The organism is Maribellus maritimus (genome assembly GCF_022267315.1).
Classification (GTDB): domain Bacteria; phylum Bacteroidota; class Bacteroidia; order Bacteroidales; family Prolixibacteraceae; genus Draconibacterium; species Draconibacterium maritimum.
This window is the reverse complement of the sequence record NZ_JAIKLE010000027.1, coordinates 1-17,006: the sequence shown is the minus strand read 5'-3', so window position 1 is coordinate 17,006 and position 17,006 is coordinate 1. Positions and strand designations below refer to the sequence as shown.

General features: G+C 35.7%; 19 protein-coding genes. 3 read left to right on the top strand and 16 right to left on the bottom strand.

Features of this window, described 5'->3' with window-relative positions:
• Positions 1–35 precede the first annotated feature (35 nt).
• The 3 genes from K5G00_RS20580 to K5G00_RS20570 are packed head-to-tail and all read right to left on the bottom strand — an operon-like array spanning position 36 to position 1,650.
• The gene (locus K5G00_RS20580; RefSeq protein WP_238768124.1) at positions 36–671 is read right to left on the bottom strand and encodes an NAD(P)-dependent oxidoreductase; all 636 of its coding nucleotides are present in this window, start codon (positions 669–671) and stop codon (positions 36–38) included.
• Positions 668–1,036, bottom strand: a complete 369-nt coding sequence (locus tag K5G00_RS20575; protein ID WP_158869003.1) for a DoxX family protein — start codon at positions 1,034–1,036, stop codon at positions 668–670. Before K5G00_RS20575 ends, K5G00_RS20580 begins: the two co-directional genes overlap by 4 nt.
• Positions 1,037–1,053: 17 nt before the next feature.
• Positions 1,054–1,650 (bottom strand): FMN-dependent NADH-azoreductase, encoded by a 597-nt coding sequence (locus K5G00_RS20570; RefSeq protein WP_238768123.1) that lies wholly within the window; start codon positions 1,648–1,650, stop codon positions 1,054–1,056.
• Between the two features lie 99 nt (positions 1,651–1,749).
• Between K5G00_RS20570 and K5G00_RS20565 the strand changes: the two genes are divergently transcribed.
• Entirely contained in the window at positions 1,750–2,094 is a 345-nt protein-coding gene (locus K5G00_RS20565) for a winged helix-turn-helix transcriptional regulator (protein WP_238768122.1), read from the top strand.
• A 369-nt stretch (positions 2,095–2,463) separates the two neighbouring features.
• On the opposite strand, the gene K5G00_RS20560 is transcribed toward K5G00_RS20565, so the two are convergent.
• From K5G00_RS20560 to K5G00_RS20530, 7 genes are all read right to left on the bottom strand, one after another.
• Positions 2,464–3,066 (bottom strand): hypothetical protein, encoded by a 603-nt coding sequence (locus tag K5G00_RS20560; RefSeq protein ID WP_238768121.1) that lies wholly within the window; start codon positions 3,064–3,066, stop codon positions 2,464–2,466.
• A 225-nt stretch (positions 3,067–3,291) separates the two neighbouring features.
• A complete protein-coding gene (locus K5G00_RS20555) occupies positions 3,292–4,509 on the bottom strand; it encodes an MraY family glycosyltransferase (protein WP_238768120.1) in 1,218 nt (405 codons plus the stop codon).
• Between the two features lie 93 nt (positions 4,510–4,602).
• Positions 4,603–4,992: a DUF6515 family protein gene (locus K5G00_RS20550; RefSeq protein WP_262921408.1), complete on the bottom strand. Its 390-nt coding sequence runs from the start codon at positions 4,990–4,992 to the stop codon at positions 4,603–4,605.
• A 17-nt stretch (positions 4,993–5,009) separates the two neighbouring features.
• Complete coding sequence (locus tag K5G00_RS20545) at positions 5,010–5,165, bottom strand: hypothetical protein (RefSeq protein WP_238768118.1); 156 nt, start codon at positions 5,163–5,165, stop codon at positions 5,010–5,012.
• 81 nt (positions 5,166–5,246) lie between these two features.
• Positions 5,247–6,044 (bottom strand): hypothetical protein, encoded by a 798-nt coding sequence (locus K5G00_RS20540; RefSeq protein ID WP_238768117.1) that lies wholly within the window; start codon positions 6,042–6,044, stop codon positions 5,247–5,249.
• 20 nt (positions 6,045–6,064) lie between these two features.
• Positions 6,065–6,484, bottom strand: coding sequence for a hypothetical protein (locus K5G00_RS20535; protein WP_238768116.1), 420 nt, complete (start codon positions 6,482–6,484; stop codon positions 6,065–6,067).
• A 61-nt stretch (positions 6,485–6,545) separates the two neighbouring features.
• The gene (locus K5G00_RS20530; protein ID WP_238768115.1) at positions 6,546–6,914 is read right to left on the bottom strand and encodes a hypothetical protein; all 369 of its coding nucleotides are present in this window, start codon (positions 6,912–6,914) and stop codon (positions 6,546–6,548) included.
• A gap of 206 nt (positions 6,915–7,120) precedes the next feature.
• On the opposite strand from K5G00_RS20530, the gene K5G00_RS20525 reads away from it, so the two are divergent.
• Together K5G00_RS20525 and K5G00_RS20520 are read left to right on the top strand one after the other, a co-directional pair.
• Positions 7,121–8,212, top strand: a complete 1,092-nt coding sequence (locus tag K5G00_RS20525) for a sensor histidine kinase (RefSeq protein WP_238768114.1) — start codon at positions 7,121–7,123, stop codon at positions 8,210–8,212.
• Complete coding sequence (locus K5G00_RS20520; RefSeq protein ID WP_238768113.1) at positions 8,209–8,955, top strand: LytR/AlgR family response regulator transcription factor; 747 nt, start codon at positions 8,209–8,211, stop codon at positions 8,953–8,955. The genes K5G00_RS20525 and K5G00_RS20520 overlap by 4 nt, the downstream gene beginning before the upstream one ends.
• A gap of 215 nt (positions 8,956–9,170) precedes the next feature.
• On the opposite strand, the gene asd is transcribed toward K5G00_RS20520, so the two are convergent.
• From asd to K5G00_RS20490, 6 genes are all read right to left on the bottom strand, one after another.
• A complete protein-coding gene (gene asd, locus K5G00_RS20515) occupies positions 9,171–10,055 on the bottom strand; it encodes an archaetidylserine decarboxylase (RefSeq protein WP_238768112.1) in 885 nt (294 codons plus the stop codon).
• An 817-nt stretch (positions 10,056–10,872) separates the two neighbouring features.
• On the bottom strand, positions 10,873–11,454 hold the full coding sequence (locus K5G00_RS20510) for a carboxymuconolactone decarboxylase family protein (RefSeq protein WP_238768111.1): 582 nt from the start codon (positions 11,452–11,454) through the stop codon (positions 10,873–10,875).
• Complete coding sequence (locus tag K5G00_RS20505; protein ID WP_238768110.1) at positions 11,451–12,395, bottom strand: patatin-like phospholipase family protein; 945 nt, start codon at positions 12,393–12,395, stop codon at positions 11,451–11,453. Before K5G00_RS20505 ends, K5G00_RS20510 begins: the two co-directional genes overlap by 4 nt.
• A gap of 88 nt (positions 12,396–12,483) precedes the next feature.
• Entirely contained in the window at positions 12,484–13,293 is an 810-nt protein-coding gene (locus K5G00_RS20500; protein ID WP_238768109.1) for a 1-acyl-sn-glycerol-3-phosphate acyltransferase, read from the bottom strand.
• 142 nt (positions 13,294–13,435) lie between these two features.
• The gene (locus K5G00_RS20495; protein ID WP_238768108.1) at positions 13,436–14,023 is read right to left on the bottom strand and encodes a TetR/AcrR family transcriptional regulator; all 588 of its coding nucleotides are present in this window, start codon (positions 14,021–14,023) and stop codon (positions 13,436–13,438) included.
• A gap of 196 nt (positions 14,024–14,219) precedes the next feature.
• Positions 14,220–17,006: helicase-related protein (locus K5G00_RS20490; RefSeq protein WP_238768107.1), on the bottom strand; the 2,787-nt coding region annotated here is incomplete at its 5' end.

Below are 17,006 nucleotides of genomic sequence, written 5' to 3'. Positions count from 1 at the left end.
GTGACAAACTCACTCAAAGTAAAAATGATTAATAATTAATTGCTTATAACAGGTGCCTTTTTCAAATAATTTTTATCGTTAATTTGTTTAATTAAAAAATCAGCCAAGTCTTCCCTTGAAAGCGAAAATACTTTAACATTATCGGTTCCTGTATAACCGATATTCAGTTTTCCTGTTCCTGGTTTTCTGCTCAGCGTTGGTATGCGTACTAAAGTCCAATCTAACTGACTATTTGAAACGGCTTCTCCGGTTGCCACTATATCACAATAAGCATCTTTTGCTAAAGTTTTTATCATAAAAATGGCAAGCGAAAAGCTAAACTGAAATTTATCATTTGGGACTTTAAAACTTGGCGTTGCTGTTGCTATAAAACGTTTCACACCATTTCTTTCCATTGCCGAAATGATATTTTTTATACCTGTAGAAATATTCAATCCTTTCGTCTTTCCAGTTGGCCCCAAAACGCTGATAACCACATCAGCACCAATCATTGCTTTTTCAATTTGATTAATATCTGTAAGTTCCCCTTTTATGATTTTAAGATTTTTATCTTGAAAGGATATTTTTGCCGGGTTGCGTGCGAAAGCAGTCACTCGATATTCGGCTTCCAAGGCTTTTTTAATAACAAGTATTCCTGTCTCGCCTGTTCCACCAAAGATTGTTAAATTCATTTCGAAACTTTTATTTTATTCAAATAGATGTTAGATACTATAAGCAATACCAGGAAAATGATAGGCATTGAAGACATAGAAACTGGGTCACCTGCATTTACATGTGCCCAGAATGCAGATATAAAAACAATTCCAAAACCGGCATAAGCCCATTCTTTTATTTTAATTGGAACTTGTGGTATAACAAGCGCCAAAACACCTAAGATTTTAAAGAATCCTAATTCTTTAACGAAGAAGGGCTGAAATCCAAGCCGGGCCATACCTTCTATTGCTTCTATACTTGTAAAGTAATTGAAGGCGCTAAATACCATCATCAAGCCAATAACGGATGTTGTTATCCAATAAACTACTTTTTTTGATTTCATAGTTGTAAATTTTGTTATTAAATTACAATACTGTTGATTGCTTTTTCCAATGCTGTTTCTTTTATGCCGGGGATATTGACACCTTCAACCCGAAATACGGTTATATCTGTCATCCCCATAAAACCCAGAATAGTTCTTAAATATGGTTCTGTATAATCGTAGCTTTTCATAGTATCATTGGAATATACTCCTCCGGTGGCTATTGCCAAATAAACTTTTTTGTTTTTAATCAACCCCTCTGCTCCATTTTCTGTATATTTAAAAGTCTTTCCAGCAATAGCAATATAATCGATCCATGACTTAAGGGTTGAGGAAATTCCAAAGTTGTACATGGCTACTCCAATCACAATTGTATCTGCCTTCAATAAGGCATCTATGGCTGCATCTGAATGCCAGGCAATTTCTTTCATTTCACCCACCCTATCGCTTTCAGGTGTAAAAAAGGATTCTATATGAAATCTGCTCAAATGCGATAAGGGTTCTTGGGATAAATCAATAGTATCAATACTTGTCAGTTTGTCATCTGTAAGTTTTTTGACAATTTCATTTGCCAATTTACTTGACATTGAATCTTCTCCTCTGAAACTTGAGGTAATCTTCAGAATATTTTTCATCTCCAATAATTTTAAAAATTTATATTTTTTCTTTGGTAAAGTTAAATACATTTGCTATCTAATTTATAGTAGTTACCTAAAGGTTAGCGATAAATAATTATGAAAAAATCGATTCACACCGATTGTTCTTCCGCTATCATGCCAGTTCGAGACGCAATAGATGTTATTAGCGGAAAATGGAAGTTGTTGATCCTGATTTCAATTTCATCAGGAAATCATCGATTTACTGAAATACAAAAAAGCATTCCTAAAATCACGGCTAAAGTTTTATCCAATGAATTAAAAGATCTTGAACAAAATAAACTGATAGAAAGAAAAATTATTGACGGCTATCCTGTAATGATAGAATATAATACTTCCTCCTATGCTGAAACACTGGGTGATGTTATTAAGGCTTTAAGAGATTGGGGAATAAATCACAGAAAAAAAATAACAGGGAAATGAACTACCCCGCTGTTATAAAGTAGCGTGGTAGTAAACCACATTATGAATAAATAGAAAATTCAAGACTTAATCCGGCTAACAATCAATCATTTAAATTGATTTCTTCATTAACGATATTTCCCTGTGACACGTATATTTTCCAATTGCATCCGTTATTTCCAAAATCAACTGTTATTGGATCTTCACTCCCTGTCATTGTAATTTTAATTACACCTTCGGTAAAAATATCACAAGTACGTGTAGAAGTTGTTTAAAGTTAAAATGCAGAAACAGTCGATAATGAACTGTAAACCAGAGAGTAAGAATTGCGAAATTTTGTGTTTTTTTGTTTCGTTTTTAATCATTCAAAAGTTTTTGGTTACCAACACTTTAGAACACTAATTTCGGTTTAACTTTTGACAAGTTCGTAATAATAAGTGGCTCAAGAATTGAATAAGAGTAACTTCTTCCCGATGATGAATAAAAATCTGCGGAGCCCGAAACTGAAAACACATCATCACTGACATCGCTGGTTTCAGTCCCTTCAATCCAAGCTCTTTCCGTAGTTTTTATTTTAGTTATTGCAATACCTCCATCACTGGTCATGGTTAAATCCATCTTTTCTGAGAATGAAATAATATCACCGGAGCTGGTATTTTCTACTGAAATTGTCCCGGTAATTGAGTATCCATCAATGGCAAAATTATCAAAAGCAACGTCGTAGCTTGTCCCGGTGGTTCGTAACGTATCGCCGATAGTAACTGACATGGACCCCGAGCGCACAAATCCGTTTGTCCCTTCGCACCCGTCGCCAAAATTAACGGTAATTGTTTTCGGGAAACCAAAAATTGGCCTTACCGTAATATTGGTGCAATCTAAAATTGTTGCCGATTTCTCTTCGGAATTTAATTTCTCAGCGTATGTAATTGCCTGATCAATGCTCGATGTAATTTCATTTTCAAATGCTTCGGTATTTACGGCTTCTTTTACCAATGCGAGGGTATCTCCGTTGAGTTTTTCATTTATATCAACTTCTTTTTCACATGCTACGAATGTTACAGCGGCAACGGTTAATGCTAAAAAATAGTTTTTCTTGTTTTCATTTTATTCTTTTATTTCTTCTATATCTCCTGTCTCTAAATTTGTAATGTAACTTGAACTGGAGCCGCTAATTTCGATAATCGCTTCACCATTTCCGTTATTTGTGATTGTGCCTTCCTATTTATACCCGGCGCTGCTGCTACCTGATATGCCTTCGCCTTCTATTGAACAGCTAATCGTTCCGTTATCAATTTCTTTTGGTTCTTTTTCAACGGCTACGTCAATAATTCGAACCGGATGCCGCCGGATACGGGCCGGTTTAGTTGTTTTCTTCTTATGAATAGTGTCTCTTTTGGTAAGGATTGCAGGAATAAATGATAAAAGGTTCCCTGTTGAGAATATCAGAAAGATTTGGATATTGATATTCATCGAAATTTTATTAAGAAACAATGCAAATCCGATCAAAAAGGAACTTACACTTATAAGGATCAGGGTTACTTTAAAATGGTTTGGTACGATTATGAGCAGTTTGTGATGGATATGATTCCTGTCGGGAGAAAAAGGCGATTTTTTTTGCATTAACCTTATGGTTATAACGCGTAAAGTATCTATAACCGGGACAGTCAGCACAGCAAAAGACACCGCTGGCGCAGCGTTAATTGCATAAGGTGCAGTTTTGATAATATTAAATTCATTAAATTTTATGACAAGGGTGGAAACAATCAATCCAATTACCAGCGAACCGGCATCTCCCATAAAAAGCTTATTCTGTTTACCAAAAACATTAAAAAGGAAAAAACCTGCCAGGCTTCCAACCAAAGCAAACGACATTATTGAAAACTGTATCTGACCCGCAAGGTAAAACCATACGCCAAAAAATGTGCCTGCAAGCATTGCCAGTCCTGAAGCCAAACCGTCAATACCGTCTATAAGGTTAAATGCGTTAATTATCCCTGTCATTACAAACAGCGAAACAAACACAGTTGAAAAATAATGGATTTCATAAAGGCCAAATATCCCGTGTAAATTTGTAAAATGCACATTGCCCAGGGTGATAAGAAGTACAGCGGCAAATATTTGTACAATCATTTTATTTTTTACCGTTATTACCAAAAAATCATCTTTCAACCCAATAAAAAATATCAGAATTATTGATGCAATAATATATTTTAGCGATTCAAAGACATAACTTTCAGTAGCCACAATTGTGCTAATTACAAATCCGATGAAAATGGCAACACCCCCAAACGGGGGTATATCCTTGGCGTGATGTTTTCTTTCGTCTAAGGGCTCATAAAGTTTTTTTGCCCGGGCTATTTTAATAACCGGAGGAATGGAAATAACCACAATTGCAAATCCCATTGACAATGCCAATATATTCAACAATATTTCCATATTTACTTTTGGATTGTAATTGTATTAAAGCAACGTGCCCTGAATTTTTGTTTCAAATATTGAGAATACAAAAACACTTTTTAATGTGGTAAATCAATCTTCCAGCTTACCTGCTACTTCGTACGCTTTTTTCTCCAGTTGAACCGGTTTATAAAGTATCCCGTTGTATTCATAATAAAGCTTCCCGTCGATTTCTACTTCGGCAGCACCGAAAGGTAATTGGCTGACTATCGCACCGACAGGGGGATCTGCCACAACATATTCATACGAGGATACATCTTCAATATAAAAAATTCCGCCGGCATAAAAGAAAACCGAAGGACCGACTACTAACCGTGCATAACCAGCCGGGAGAACGGCAACCCTTATCCCAACCGGAGGGACAACCCTCACATAAGAGCCACTGCGGGCAACATAAAACACCCCTCCATGGTAATAATAGGGTCGATTGTGGTAACGAACCACAGCCGCTTTTGCAGGCAGCCTTCGTACAGGTTTTACTACAGGCGGGGCTTTCCGGTAAACAACTGTTCCGCGGGGCCTTGCACCACTGTCCGGCGGGGCGTATTTACTACCCTTCGCTGTGCAAAAGATCCGTAACCGGAACTAATTAAAAAAATCATTATTAAAACTATAGTTAATTGTTTCGTTTTCATTTTATTATCCTTTTAAATTATTGATTGGTGGGCTTAAAATACGCCGGTAAAATTTTTACCGGCGTATTTTCCATTTCATTCCTATAATTCTTCTACTTCTCCTGTCTCTAAATTTGTAATGTAACTTGAACTGGAGCCGCTAATTTCGATAATCGCTTCACCATTTCCGTTATATGTGATGGTGCCTTCATATTTATAATCAGCGCTGCTGCTTCCGGAAGCGCTTTCACCTTCTATTGAAAAAATAATCGTTCCGTTATCAATTTCTTTTGGTTCTTTTTCAACGGCTACGTCAATAAGTTCGAAACGAAGCGAAGCCTGCCGTGTGCCCTGGTTGCGGATTTTGGATTCAAAACTCCCGCTTCGTTTCCATGTCCCATTTATCAAGTACATATCTGACGTATGTTCAATGCTGGCAACTGTAAAATCAGCACTTCCCGAATGTTGAGAAGCAACCCGCGGTGCATCAAGATTTCCTTCATACATTAAGTTTATATCCAGCAGGAGAGGGTTTTCCGATTCGTCGCATTCGAGCATGTAGTTGTACGTCTTCGAAGATTCGAAGGTAATTAAACTGCTTCCCCTCTGGATAGTAAAAGTTGTATCACTGGATTCGCCACAACTCAGGGTTTTGCCGATGTTGGCAGACTTTATACTATTGCTGTCATCAACAGACTGCCTGGAGAGTCCGGCAGCGGTTTCAATATCCGCAGTTACTCCGTCGGTACCACTTGCTAATGAAGTGGATAGAATTTCAACCACTTCCTCTTCGGAAATTGCTTCTTCTGCTACAGGATCATCGTCATTGTTGCAGGAGGTTATAGAAAATAATCCTGCCAGGGTAATTATACCCACTAATAAGAAATTTTTTGTTTTCATAATTGAGAAATTTTAAATTATTAGTTTTTAAAATCGTTTTGTTTTAATCTTTCCAAAATTGTTTCGAGGCGCGAAATCCACTGTTTGCGAATTTGGTCGGCCTGTTCACGTTGAACTGGCGTTAAAATCGCAAGCAACTCTTTTTTCCTTTCTTCATTAATCTTTGTTGCTTCATCCGAAATTGCAACTGGGCGTTCACTGCCACCTACAAAAGGTTGTAGCTTTTGTGCATATTTCAGGTTAATCTGATACGCCTTTTCAACCTGTGTTTCGGTTAAATCCAAGCGATTTTTCATAATGCTGGTTATTGCATTTGCCCGTGTTTCAGGACTGCGCCGAAAAGCCTTTTGAATTTCTTCCTTGGGCCCGGGCAGGAAACTGCTAAGCCCCAGCACTGCCACCAGCGCCAGAATACCCCATAAAGTGTTTCTAGTTCTCATCTTTCTGATTTTTAATTGTTTTACATTAATTATATATATTCCGAATAGATCATTCCGTACCCTACTTCTCTTTCCTTATTTCATTCATCTTTTGCCGTAATTCCTTTCGCTTCTCCAAATAGGTTTCGTACTGGGTTTTATCGAGAATTTGCTTGAGTTGCCCATCTTTTTCTTCAGCAATTGAGCGGGCTTTTTTTACCTGGTTCAGCCGTCCCTGAATGCTTTTCACCTCTTCCATCTTCAAAGCATATTTCAGGTTAAGCGAATCAACTTTTGGCAACTGCTGCTCATTTAACTGAAGACTTTCTTTCATCCACCCGGTTTGTAGTTGAGCCCGTTCCTGCGGGGTGTATTTATTTTCAAAATCCTGTGCGAAGCTTTTTACTGTCATTGCAAATACTATCAAACTGAATACAATTAATTTTTTCATCCTTTTTCATTTTTTAATTTCAATTCAAACATACAGCATCCGTTTCCGGTACATGGAATATTTTCATCCAACGGCACATCTGCTGATACCAACTACAAATACAGTTAATTTGCAGCTAATTGATTAATACTGCACTTTGATTGAAGAATTTTATGCACTGGTTTAGATTATTGCGTTTGAATTACTTATTTTGGTAGCATTGCAGGATGAGAAAAATAATAATACATATTGCGGTTTGGTTGGTTTTGGCTTATTCGCTGTTTTTTTCTCTTACCATTTTTTTGCCTGTCGATTTTGCCATTTACCGCTCAGTAAGCAGCATCTCATTAATGGCTGCTTCTTTCTATTTTGCAGGGTGGATACTTACCAATCAATTTCTGATAAAGAAGCGAAATCTCATCCTTTTCATTACTTTGGGTTTGATTTCGATTTTTTCACTTTCCATTTTAAGAGTGAAATTATTAGATTACTTTGCCGGAGATGCAGCCTTTTTTTCGGGGCCGGTTCGCTCCAACCGCTTTTTTGATCCGGATAATATCACTTTAAGGAAAAATATACTACGTTACAGTCGTTTGGGAGCGGGGCGTATTCCTTATTTAACCGGTTTTTTAATCTATTCCGTTTTGTCGGTTATTGGTGTTTTATTCCGTTTGTACGAAAACAAGGACCGAAAAGAGCGTGAAAGCCGGGAAGAACTTCAACGCAGCCAGGAAGCTCAGATTTTATATCTGAAATCGCAGGTTAACCCGCATTTTCTGTTTAATACATTAAATAATTTGTACGGACTTACTTATTCCAAATCGGAACTGGCGCCACAAATGGTGCTGGGATTATCGGATACCATGCGTTACCTGATTTATGAAACAGAGCAAAAGCTGGTGCCGGTAGAAAAGGAGCTTAATTTTATCCAAAACTATATTGATTTGGAAAAAATGCGAATCTCAACGCCTGAAAATATTCGTGTTTCTGTTCAGGTAAACAGGCCGTTTGTTTTTATTCCTCCGCTTTTGCTTTTACCTTTTATTGAAAACTGCTTTAAACATGGCAGAATTGGCAAAGAAGAAGATGGCTGGATAGAACTTGACACCTGGGATGAAAAGGGTCAGTTCCTTTTTGTTTGCAAGAATAATTTTACTGAAAATAAAATAGAAAAGCTGCCCGGAATAGGGCTGAGCAACGTAAAAAAACGGCTAAAGCTAATTTATGGTGACCGTTTTGAACTTCAAACTGTTAAACAGAACGATGAATTTATGGTTTCTGTACAATTTCCGGTGTTTGAAAGAAAAGACATGTTATGATTTCGAAGATAAAATGCATTGTTGTTGACGATGAACCCATTGCCAGAAAATACCTGAGCGATTACATCGCAAAAATGCCACAGTTGGAATTGCTTGCCACCTGCGGAAAAGCCGCAGATGCTTACGAAATTATTGAAAGCGGTGAAGCAGAAATCGTTTTTCTGGACATTCAGATGCCCGGAATAACCGGAATTGAATTTCTTCGCACCCTGCAAAAAAAGCCACACATTATTCTTACAACTGCTTATTCCGAATATGCTTTGGAAGGTTATGAACTGGATGTTACTGATTATCTTTTAAAGCCTGTGGCATTTGAACGATTTGCCAGGGCTGTAAATAAAGTGGTTTCAAAACAAAATTCGGAGCAGGAAGCTAAATTGCCAAAATCATACGAAGAAAATGAAAATCAGTGTTTTTCCCGTGATTTTATTTTTGTGAAATCGGGTTATAAATCGGTAAAAGTAGAAATTGAGGATATTTTGTACGTCGAAGGAATGAAAGAATATGTAGTCATTCACACCAAAGAAAAAAAATATACCAAGCTCGACCGTATGAAAAACTTCGAAAACTTGCTGAAAGGAAAAGGTTTTATCCGAATTCATAAATCTTTTATTGTTCCGGTGAAAAACATTGAAGCTGTTTTTGGGAACACTGTTGAAGTGAACGGGAAACAGTTACCGTTAGGTAGGAGTTTTAAAAATGGATTAAATACATTATTAGGCATGAATGATAATTACTCTTGAGAAATAGTAATTTAAAATATCCGTAAAATATCATTTCAGTTATCCCAGAAGTGAATTTCGCCCTTTTAAGCCTGTTTATTCCATGGAATTTATCCTTCTTTGATTAAAATTAAGAATTTGGAAACGCACTTAACTGAAACCATTTTTGCCTCACATATAGAAGATTTTTCTGAAATTAGAGGTTGTGCACCAGTTGCCAAAATTAGCAAACGGTGTTAGTTTTCGATGGCAATTTCTTCACCCATTTTTACAAATGTTTCTAAATTTGCTTTTGAGTTTTCTAATAAATCTTGATTTATTTTAAAAATATCCGGATCAAATATTAGTACAACAGTAGAACCACCAAATGAAAAATATCCCATTTCTTCGCCTTTATTTACAATCGTATTTATTCTGTAAGAAGAATTGATACTACCAACCATTGTTGAGCCAACTGATACAATTAAAATTTCTTTCTCTTTGTTTATGTTTAAACTACATATTTCTCTTTTGTTTTCGCAAAATACTTTTGCATAATTTTTAAACAATGCATGGGGTGAAACCGAATAATAATTTCCTTTAATTTTTATAGATTTTGAAGGTTTTCCACTATAAGGGAAATGATATCGGTGGTAGTCATTAGGTGCTATACGAAGAATCACCATTGAACAATTCTGATACTTCTCTGCCAATAATTTATTTGATAAAAATTCTGTCAAGGTAAATTTTCTGCCTTTTATATAAAAATTATTTACATCTGAAATATTTTCAAAAGTCAGAATCCTTCCATCACCTGGTGATATCAACCCATTCCCAATTTTTCGTGCATTTGGCTTTAATTTTCGACAAAAAAAATCATTGAACGATTTAAACTCTTCAATACTTTTTTCTAACTCACTTACATCAATATGAAAATCGTCAACGAATGATTTAATTTTTCTAGCAGATGAGGGTTTGTCCATCATTTTTCCATACCATTCGGTGATTAATTTACGTTTAACAATTGGTAGGATTGTTTTACTTCCTATGGGATTTTTATAAAGAAATTTTAATAACCCCTCTGCAGGAGGATGTTCAATATAAATACCCTTATTTTCTCTATCAATATATTTAATGACCATATAAAACCTCCTTATTGTACAGTCCTTTTGTAACTGTAGTCTGTCTAAAAACCTCTTTGGGCAATCGTTATTTGAAAATTATTCGAGTTATTTAGAAGCAAATTAAAAAAATTGGACTTTTCATATTCAGTTTGATTATCTGGTTTAAAAATAGTTTAAAATGAGCATATTTTGAACATAAAACAGAAAATACCGGCCATTTATTTTTCTAATTTCCTTTCTCAAACAATATTGAGAATCCTTCGCAAATTGTATGCCGCCATTATAAAACCAAAGTCAGCTTCGGCTCTTTTAATGTAGAGTTTTAGCAAGTCAGAAGGATGATAGGTCGGTCTTCCATTTTCCGGCTGGTCAACATTAAAACCAAATTCCAGTAAAATAAGGTTGTCAAAAAACAGGTCGATAATGCGGACTTCATTTTCTGTGTTAATAACATTATAGAGCGAAACCGGGAAAACCTTTACTTGTGCCTTGTTTTGTCCTTTGATTTACTTCATACCTGAAGTACTAAAAAGCTAATTTTACTGGCGCTGATAGATGCCTGGATTTTTAACAAAATCTGGTTAGATTTTACGACAGTCTGACGGTGGCAACTACTTTTTTCAATTGTTTTCACTTCGTTACAAGCACAACCAATTGCTGTTGACTTACTAATATTTAATCTGTTATATTTGTGTTGATATTCATATTTTCTAAACTTAGTTTTTAATATGAGTAACTAGGGATATTCAAAAACTGCAATTTTCCCTGTTGATCTTTCATTGTAAGCATTAATAATAGTAGTTATCTTATCCATTCAAAAACTAATTAAATTCTTTTAAAAATTCGGGTTTCTGTATTTTTTTGTAAATGGTATAAGTGGTAATAAAAGTGGTGCAGTTACTATGAAGAAAATAAACTCAAAGATTATATTGCTGTTTTTGGCGGGAATCCCGTTTAATCTGCTTATAAAAGCATCAAAAGTGTTTCCCGTTAAGTTGCCAAAAAAAATAATCCTGATAATTATAATTATATGGTTGGCAGTTGTGTCTCCGTAATATTCAAATAGTTTGAAAGTCATTTCTTTATCAGGATTTCTGTCTGTTTCGGCATAATGTTGTGCATAAAGCAAAGCTGGTATTTCAAAATCGGTTGCATCTGCATGAAATTGGAGCTGAAGCATTCTTCTTACTTCTTCCTCACTTATCCCACTTGAAACTGCTTGTTTTGCATGAAACCAAGTACAATAAGTGCATCCGTTAACAGCAGTGACAATTGTCATTATTTTTTCCGTAAAGGCTTTGTTTATCTTCTTATTACGATTAATGCCGATGATTTTAGACCATGCACTTAAAAGAAATTTTAAATCCATTCCAAGCATTTTAATTGTAAATATTTTTCTGTCATATGATTTTTTCATCCTTGTTTATTCCCATGGTTATCAGCATATTTCTCACTTTGAATATTGTACTGGTTGATACTAAAACGTGCAGCCTTCCTTCCTGCTTCAATCAACTCCTTTGCCTTGTAAAATTCAAACGTTCTAGCTGCATCAAAAGGAATATTTATTAGTATATCAGGTTTATTCAATTCAAGAGATAATTTTGATATCTGTTCAAGCATTGCAGATGTTGTAAACTGAATCAGCGAATAGTAACCCTGGCTGTTTTTATTACCTGTTGGAATAAAGTCCTGTATTCTCTTTATAATATTATTTATGCTATTGTTCAGGATAATTAAATTACTAATCGATGATTTTTGAGGAGCAAGATGTTTCTTAACGTCTTCTTCATACAACAATATATCCGGGTTATTGCTGTCATACAAATTAACAACAACTAAAATATCGCCTTCTGTTCTTTTTACCCGATTGGCTGGGATTGGATTAAGCAATCCTCCATCAACAAGAATACTGTTTTCTGATATAACTGGTGTAATAATTGTGGGGATTGCAATAGATGCTCTCGCAGCTTTATAAAAACTACCTATGGTAAATATAACTTCTTCTCTGTTTATTACATCGGTTGCAACTGCCGCAAACGGAATATTCATCTCTTCAATAAGAACATCCGGAATTATTGTATTCAATTTTCTAAAAACCTTTTCAGCCTTTAACAGACCATTCGTGCTTAAGGTGGGGTCCATCAAACTGTAAACATCCTTTTTTTGAAGTGTAGTAAGCCATTCTGTCAATTCATTTAATTTCCCCATAGCACAAAATCCACCAATTAATGAACCGATTGAAGTGCCACTAACTGATGTGATATTGAATCCCTGCTCTTCGAGTTCGTTAATTACACCAATGTGAGCCAAGCCTCTTGCTCCGCCACTTCCCAAAACCAATGCAACATTTTTTTTCATATCCATTACTTTAATGTTTTATGCATTCCTGATATTTGAATGATAAATGTCTTTTCAATTTATGAATTAATTTCATAACAGTTTGTCACTAATTATTTTTATAAGAATAAACTTCATTACGAATCTTTTGTGCCCAGTCCCAGTGCGACATAGATGCATGCAAATCACTGTATTGAATCATCTCACCAATTGTAACTTTAATTGTTTTTCCCCTTTTACGAAATAGTTCATGTGGAAGCAAAACCAGTTCCAAATTGATTTTAATCTTTACTACTTGCCTGAGTAAAAATATGGAATAAAACAGACAAGAATTTCGTCCATAAAATCGCACCGGAATAATGTTTCTTTTATGTTGAATTGCTTTTGTAATAAAACTTTTATGCCAGAATTTATCTTGTATCTTTAGTTTATAAATTCTAGATACAAGCCCATAAGGGAAATGTGTTATTGGTGAATCAGAAGCAAAAACATTGTTTAATTCAACAAAGTATTTTTTAGGATTTTTCCCAAATACATTGACATTTGAGACTATTGGTCTTAAGTTTGGAACAAACATAAAAGCATCGTTTCCAATTGCTTTTAAATGTCCATATTTTGTACCAACAATATTTGTAAGGATTAAACCGTCAAGCAGGCCGAAAGGGTGATTGGCAACAAAAAAACATTTTCCATTTTCCGGTAAATTTTCCAGTCCTTCACATTCCACTGTAATTTCCAACTCTTCAATTATTTTTGGCAGAAAGTCAACACCCTCAAATCCTTCATATTTTTTTAGAATCCGGTTTATTTCCTCTTGTCCAATAATCCAGGCAATTATTCTAATAGAGAAATCAGGTAGTCTTTTTAGAAATTTCGAATTACTGTTTTTTATAATATGTGATATATTGATATAATTCATTTTTTGATTTTTATGAAAAGCTTCTAAAACAACTCCTGATTATTATATTTAAAGCCTTGATATGAGTTTCATTATAACTTTTAAGCACTTTTACGAACTTACATTGCCATGTGTTTGATTTCATATCAATATTAGGACAAATCTATCTTTTCTCAATTCCTTTTAATAAAACCTGAATCATGTAATCGAGATTTATATCACACTCACTACATTTAATATTGACCATTAAAGGTTCCTCAAGTCCTTTCAATGCTGACACAATAACATAGGCAGTTTGCTCTTCATCCCTTTCTTCAAACTCACCATTTATTATACCATTTGATATTATCCCTTTTACTAATAAAATCTCTTCATCATCGAATTTCTTCCTGATTTTTCCTGCAAAATATTCATAATCCATATAGCCATTTTTTATCGCATCTGAGATGTAAGATAATTTCACAAGAATTTTCATTCGTGTAATAATGTAATTAGTCAATTTCATTTTACCATTTAGGTCAGATTTCGCTACTAATTCTAATTCTGTGCGCAATAGTTGAAACTCTTTTTCAACAACTTTCTGAAACAACTCATTTTTATTTTTAAAATAATAATGGACTGAACCTTTTGATTTGAATGCAGCTTGGGCAATATCATTAATTGAGGTCTTCCGAAATCCATACTTTGCAAATACCTGCATTGCAATTTTTAAAATAAGTTCTTTTGTATCCCTGACATCGTCCTTAAACATTTGACTAATTTTGTTTTTTAGTTCAAAAATATGTATAATTTACTAGATTATTATTTTAACACAATAAAATAATGACAAGAGTTATTTAAGATTTATGCTCGAAGTAAGTGGTATAATATTGACAAATGCTCACTGAAAATTTATTCATACCAAAGCAAAATACAGTTTTGCTATTTTAATCTTTATCTGGTATATGTTAACTGATTTTAAAATGATTTTCCTGGGCAACGAGCTTAATTCCTTTATTTTCAATGTCAATTCGAATATCTCGAAAAGTATTTTCCTCCTTTAGTATCTGATGATCTCCATCGTTTACTCTTAATATTGCCTGAATTTTCCTGTCCAGTGCCGCCAAATCACTTTTTAGTTTTCTAAGTTCATCTTCCTTTCTCCAATGGCTGTTTACAACCTCTTCCAAAACCGGAATATCTTTGGAAGCTTTCTCTATATGTCTTTCATGATTGTCTATTAAAATCGGAATTCGTTCCAAAGCTTTCAAAAAATTGGATGCTGCCAGTTTCGGGTCTCTGGCAATATGGCCGTTGTTATAGGTGTATTTTATTCCGCTTTCACCTTCCACTAAAAAACGGTTTTCTTTAAAATCAAAACCATCTTTCATACTTGACTCGGTTTTTACGAGAAGATTAAATTCATAAAGAGTTCCAATTTTTTTGTACTCCTCGTGAGTTCGAGCGCTTTCACTGATTTCGTTCAGTTTTGCACCAACTATTTTAGGGTCAGAGCCTTTTACTCCTTCCAGTTGAACCGGATTCAAAATATATCCTGAATCGTCCTTCTGAATCCGGTGATTAAGTAAATCCAAATCCTCCTGCATTCGGGAAATTGTTTCCTGATTTGAGTCAATACTTTGCTGAATGTCCTCCAACCGGAAACGAGCAGATGATTTACTCCGGTTAAAAGCCTGCCGTTCACTTTCCAATGCAGTGATTTTTTTCTCCAGTTTAGCTTTGTCTAGTAAGTCTGTATTCCCTGAAAGGATTGCAACATACTCCGAAAAGTTCATGCCCGATTTTTCATCCAAACTTCCTTCGTCGATGGTTCTTTTTCCAAGGCTATTTGTCTTTAGCTGGCTAATAAATAGCTGCTTGTTTTGTAAAAGGTTGAACTTGTACGAATCCAGGCTTTTCTCAACGGCATAAATGATTACATCCACTTTATTATCTGCAAAGAACTTGGCAATCTCATTACCTTTTCGAATGGCCCTGCCTTCCCTTTGTTCCAAATCTGATGGCCGCCAGGGAGAATCTAAATGATGAATGGCAACCGCTCTTTTTTGAGCATTTACTCCTGTCCCTAACATATCTGTAGAACCAAACAATACACGGATACGACCTTCGTTCATCGCCTCAATAATGTTTTTTCTGGCCTTTTCTGTTTTAGCTTCCTGGATAAACCGAATTTCATGGGTTGGGATGCGGTGGTCTTCAACAAGTTTTCGTTTTATTTCACTGTAAGGTGTCCACTCACTAGGTTTGTATGTTCCCAAATCAGAAAAGACAAACTGGGTTCCTCTGTAATCGTTGTATTGATTGTAATAGGAAGCAATCCGGGCAGCGCAATGAGAAGCTTTGTTATCCACGTGGTCATCATAGCGCGGGCTTATCATCCGCATGTCCAGGCTCATTTTTCGGGCATAGTCTGTCGCAATCAGCATTTTTGCTTTTCCTTCCCGTTCCGAGAGTGGTGGTCTGCCCAGGATTGTTGCATCTCCGTTTTTGGCAAAAGCTACCAGTTTTTGTATAAATTCTTCCTGTTGCGGTGTAGGTGGAATATTATGCAGAACTTCTGCTTTTTCTGGCCTGTCAATGCCGATGTCTTTTGCCGTCCGATAATCCGTAATTTCATTGTAAAAAGCCGCCAGTTCCGGCACTTTAATAAAATACCTGAACCGTTCTTTCTGGACAATTTCATTGGTTACTGAAAATTCATAGTCAGTGGTCTTTTTTGCATACACGGCAGCCCAGGCATCAAAGGTTTTTATCTGTTGGCGTTCCAATTCTTTTGGACGGAGGTATTTAAACAATAGAAATAACTCTGTGAGAGAATTGGAAATGGTGGTACCTGATAAAAAAGTCGCACCCAAATCTTTGTCTGTCCGTTCCTGTATGGTACGAATGGCAAACAGCATATTCAGCGCTCGCTGGCTGCCTAACGGATTTCCCATTCCTGCAACCCTGTCATGACGGGTATTAAACATCAGGTTTTTAAACCGATGGCTTTCATCCACAAAAAGATGGTCTATTCCCATCATTTTAAAATCCACAACATTGTCTTTCCTGTTTTCAATATCGTGTGTGATGGATTTCAGTTTTACCTCAAGATTTTGCTGTCGTTTTATCAGACCTTTCAGCATTCCCCGTGAAACTTCTCCTCCCTGTTTTCTGACAATATCCAGGTTTTCTTCCACGCTGTCCAGTTCTGCCTGTAAAATCTGCTTTTGTACTTCGGGTGACTGTGGTATCATCCCAAACTGTTCGTGAGTCAGGATGATTGCATCCCAGGAATTGTTTTTGATTTCATTGAAAATCTTTACCCGTTTTGCCGGGCTAAAATCCTGTTTCCCCGGATAAAGGATTTTGGCATGTGGATAAGCTGTTCTGAATGTCTGGGAGATTTCATGGATATTGGCTTTTAATCCAACTATCATGGGCTTATTTGCCAGTTGTAAACGTTTCATTTCATAAGCGCCACAGCACATAATCAATGTTTTACCGGAACCAACTTCATGGTCACAGATACCTCCCCCGTTTTGTTTTAACATCCAGATAGCGTCTTTCTGGCTGGAATACAGGTTGGGTATTCCCAGAGCTTTTAAATCAAGGCCCGGAAATGTCTGGTGAGAACCATCGTATTTTGGGCGTACATAGCAGTTGTAGGTTGAATTGTACAAACTCGTCAGGTTTTGTTTGAACTCCGGACTTTGTTCATTCAGCCAGTCGGTAAAACCGTTTCGTATTTCATC

Bases quoted from the DNA above. Each gene is read 5' to 3' on its own strand.
- K5G00_RS20580 (WP_238768124.1), bottom strand. From the start codon at position 671: ATGAATTTAACAATCTTTGGTGGAACAGGCGAGACAGGAATACTTGTT.
- K5G00_RS20575 (WP_158869003.1), bottom strand. From the start codon at position 1,036: ATGAAATCAAAAAAAGTAGTTTATTGGATAACAACATCCGTTATTGGC.
- K5G00_RS20570 (WP_238768123.1), bottom strand. From the start codon at position 1,650: ATGAAAAATATTCTGAAGATTACCTCAAGTTTCAGAGGAGAAGATTCA.
- K5G00_RS20565 (WP_238768122.1), top strand. From the start codon at position 1,750: ATGAAAAAATCGATTCACACCGATTGTTCTTCCGCTATCATGCCAGTT.
- K5G00_RS20555 (WP_238768120.1), bottom strand. From the start codon at position 4,509: ATGGAAATATTGTTGAATATATTGGCATTGTCAATGGGATTTGCAATT.
- K5G00_RS20545 (WP_238768118.1), bottom strand. From the start codon at position 5,165: ATGAAAACGAAACAATTAACTATAGTTTTAATAATGATTTTTTTAATT.
- K5G00_RS20540 (WP_238768117.1), bottom strand. From the start codon at position 6,044: ATGAAAACAAAAAATTTCTTATTAGTGGGTATAATTACCCTGGCAGGA.
- K5G00_RS20535 (WP_238768116.1), bottom strand. From the start codon at position 6,484: ATGAGAACTAGAAACACTTTATGGGGTATTCTGGCGCTGGTGGCAGTG.
- K5G00_RS20530 (WP_238768115.1), bottom strand. From the start codon at position 6,914: ATGAAAAAATTAATTGTATTCAGTTTGATAGTATTTGCAATGACAGTA.
- K5G00_RS20525 (WP_238768114.1), top strand. From the start codon at position 7,121: ATGAGAAAAATAATAATACATATTGCGGTTTGGTTGGTTTTGGCTTAT.
- K5G00_RS20520 (WP_238768113.1), top strand. From the start codon at position 8,209: ATGATTTCGAAGATAAAATGCATTGTTGTTGACGATGAACCCATTGCC.
- asd (WP_238768112.1), bottom strand. From the start codon at position 10,055: ATGGTCATTAAATATATTGATAGAGAAAATAAGGGTATTTATATTGAA.
- K5G00_RS20510 (WP_238768111.1), bottom strand. From the start codon at position 11,454: ATGAAAAAATCATATGACAGAAAAATATTTACAATTAAAATGCTTGGA.
- K5G00_RS20505 (WP_238768110.1), bottom strand. From the start codon at position 12,395: ATGAAAAAAAATGTTGCATTGGTTTTGGGAAGTGGCGGAGCAAGAGGC.
- K5G00_RS20500 (WP_238768109.1), bottom strand. From the start codon at position 13,293: ATGAATTATATCAATATATCACATATTATAAAAAACAGTAATTCGAAA.
- K5G00_RS20495 (WP_238768108.1), bottom strand. From the start codon at position 14,023: ATGTTTAAGGACGATGTCAGGGATACAAAAGAACTTATTTTAAAAATT.